At 71.3% G+C, this 2,521-nt stretch carries 4 protein-coding genes; all 4 read left to right on the top strand.

The genetic code is table 11. The features are described 5' to 3' along the window. The first annotated feature begins 52 nt into the window (after window positions 1-52). Window positions 53-691, top strand: a complete 639-nt coding sequence (locus ABD151_RS07020) for a dihydrofolate reductase family protein (RefSeq protein WP_343992714.1) — start codon at window positions 53-55, stop codon at window positions 689-691. 89 nt (window positions 692-780) lie between these two features. Further along, entirely contained in the window at window positions 781-1,692 is a 912-nt protein-coding gene (locus ABD151_RS07015) for an endonuclease/exonuclease/phosphatase family protein (protein ID WP_343992712.1), read from the top strand. Between the two features lie 90 nt (window positions 1,693-1,782). Continuing rightward, window positions 1,783-2,289, top strand: a complete 507-nt coding sequence (locus ABD151_RS07010) for a DUF2975 domain-containing protein (RefSeq protein ID WP_343992710.1) — start codon at window positions 1,783-1,785, stop codon at window positions 2,287-2,289. Beyond that, complete coding sequence (locus tag ABD151_RS07005; protein ID WP_343992708.1) at window positions 2,289-2,498, top strand: helix-turn-helix domain-containing protein; 210 nt, start codon at window positions 2,289-2,291, stop codon at window positions 2,496-2,498. The genes ABD151_RS07010 and ABD151_RS07005 overlap by 1 nt, the downstream gene beginning before the upstream one ends. Window positions 2,499-2,521: the final 23 nt, after the last annotated feature.

The raw sequence follows: 2,521 nt of genomic DNA, 5'->3' as shown, positions 1-2,521 counted from the left end.
ACTCTGCGAGGCTCGTGCGGTCTACCCCGTCAGTCCCCCTAAGGAGCAGCGCATGCAGCGGACCCGGGTCCACAACTTCTCGATCTCCCTCGACGGCTTCGCGGCCGGCGAGCCGCAGTCCTTCGAGACGCCGTTCGGCCATGCCGGGCAACGGCTCCACCAGTGGATGATGGCCACCCGGTTCTGGAGTGAGCAGGGCAGCGACGGCGTCGACAACGCCTTCGCCGTCCGGCACAGCGACGGGATCGGTGCCGAGATCATGGGCGCGAACAAGTTCGGCCCGCCCGGCTGGGCCGACGACCCGAGCTGGCGCGGGTGGTGGGGCGAGAACCCGCCCTTCCACACCCCGGTCTACGTGCTCACCCAGCACGAGCGGCCGCCGCTGGAGATGGAGGGCGGCAACGTCTTCCACTTCCTCAAGGCGAGCCCGGCGGAGGCGTTGGCCACGGCCAAGCAGGCGGCCGGCGAGCTCGACGTGCGGATCGGCGGCGGCGCCACGGTCGTGCGCGACTTCCTGGCAGCCGGCCTGATCGACCACCTGCATCTGGTGGTGGTGCCGATCGTGCTCGGTCGCGGCGCGCGTCTGTGGTACGGGCTGGAGGAGGTCCAAGAGGGCTTCGACGTCGAGAGCGTGGGCTCGCCGAGCGGCGTCACCCATCTGACCTTCACCCGGCGCGACACGGCGTCCTGACGACGGCGCGCGGCACCGGCCCGGGTTTGCGGGCCTTGGCGATCGGGCACCGGAGGCGGACCGCCCCCCTCTGCTGAAGGGCGACGCTCATGTCGCGATTCGCTGCACTCGTCGCGGTCAGCGCGCTGACCCTGCTCGCCGTGGCCGGGCAGGCGTCCTCGGGCGGCGATCGTGATGTCGGTGACCCGCGGACGCCGGCAGGCCTGCGGTCCGGCCACGAGCCGCTCGCCGCTGGCGCCGATCCGGCGGCGAGGTCGACGCCGCGGGTCAGGGTGGTCAACCACAACACCGACGGCTTCAGCTCCCGGCCGGCCCGGTGGGCCGCCGCCGACTGGGGTGGCGTCGCCGCGATCACCTACCAGGAGCTCTGTCGCGGCCAGGTGCGGGCGCTTCGCAAGGCGGGGTTCCGGGTGGTGTGGACGCTGGCGCATGCGACGGCCCCGCGCTGCGTGGAGGGCAACGCGATCGTCACCCGGCACCGCTTCGCTCGCACCGAGGTGCACCGGCTGTTCGGCCTGGATGGCCGGATCTTCAGCCTGGTCTGTGCCGACCTGCGCGGTGCCGCGGTCCCCGCGCTGACGGTCTGCACCACCCACTTCCCGCTCGACTACAACGGCAGTGCGCCGCCGTCCGGTCGGCAGAACCGGGTCAGGGCCGCAGACGAGGTACGCGACATCCTGGCGGCCAAGATCGACGCCGGCCGGCGGGTCGTGCTCGCCGGGGACCTGAACGACACCCCGAAGTCCGCGCCTCTCGACCGCTTCTACCGGGCCCGCGGCAACGGCCGCTTCTGGGAGGGCGACCAGCGCTGTGGCGCGCGCCGGGCCTGCCGGGCGATGCCGGTGACCACGGGAGACCGCCGCCGGGTCGACTACTTCTTCGCCAGCACGCCCGGCGTGGACCGGCTCGGCGGCGTCAGCAAGCGGCTGATGCCCCGCTACGACCGGTCCAGTCACTGGGTGATGCGTGGTTCGGTGCGCTTCGCGCAGTTGCCCGGATGAGGTTCCAAGCCTTGAAATCTCTCGAAAAACGATAGATCCTTGTCGTGAAACGGCGCATGACGTGTGCGGCGCGAACGGCAGGAGCAGGCGATGGAACGCTGGGTGATCAGGACGCTGCGCGGGGTGATCGCGATCGCCTTGCTGGGCTCGCTGGTGGTGCAGCTGGTGCTGATGCCCCTGCTCTGGATCGATCTGGACGACGCCCATCGCGGCGTGCAGATCTCGCTGGTGGCGATCGGCGTGCTCGGGGTGGCCTGCCTGCAGGTGATCGGCGTCAGCGTCTGGCGCCTGCTCACGCTGGTCCGGCGCGGCACCGTCTTCTCGCAGGAGGCCTTCCGCCACGTGGACCGGATCATCGCCGCGATCGCCGCCGGAGCGGTGCTGGTCTTCGCGATCGCGGTGGTCGCGCGCACCGCCAACCGGACCACCCCCGGCGACGAGGTGGCGCCGGGGCTGGTCGGCCTGATCTGCGGGCTGGCTCTCGTGGTCGGTGGCGTCGCCCTGCTGGTCTACGTGCTCCGTGCGCTTCTGGCCCAGGCGGTCGCCCGCGACGTCGAGGCCCAGCACCTGCAGTCCGAGCTGGACGAGGTGATCTGATGCCGATCGTCGTCGACATCGACGTGATGCTCGCCAAGCGGAAGATGCCGGTAGGCGTCTTGGCCGAGCGGATCGGGATCACCCCGGCCAACCTCGCGGTGCTCAAGAACGGCCGGGCCAAGGCGATCCGCTTCACCACCCTGCAGGCGCTCTGCGAGGTGCTGGAGTGCCAGCCCGGTGACCTGCTGCGCTGGGAGACCGACGCCTGACCCCGCTCAATGTGACCTCAGCG

Origin of the sequence: Nocardioides dubius, assembly GCF_039528155.1 — a bacterium.
GTDB lineage: Bacteria > Actinomycetota > Actinomycetes > Propionibacteriales > Nocardioidaceae > Nocardioides > Nocardioides dubius.
Note: the sequence above shows the minus strand (reverse complement) of the source record. Positions and strands in the feature narration are given on the sequence as shown.

Coding starts and splice junctions, on each gene's coding strand:
- ABD151_RS07020 (WP_343992714.1), top strand. CDS start 53: ATGCAGCGGACCCGGGTCCACAACTTCTCGATCTCCCTCGACGGCTTC.
- ABD151_RS07015 (WP_343992712.1), top strand. CDS start 781: ATGTCGCGATTCGCTGCACTCGTCGCGGTCAGCGCGCTGACCCTGCTC.
- ABD151_RS07010 (WP_343992710.1), top strand. CDS start 1,783: ATGGAACGCTGGGTGATCAGGACGCTGCGCGGGGTGATCGCGATCGCC.
- ABD151_RS07005 (WP_343992708.1), top strand. CDS start 2,289: ATGCCGATCGTCGTCGACATCGACGTGATGCTCGCCAAGCGGAAGATG.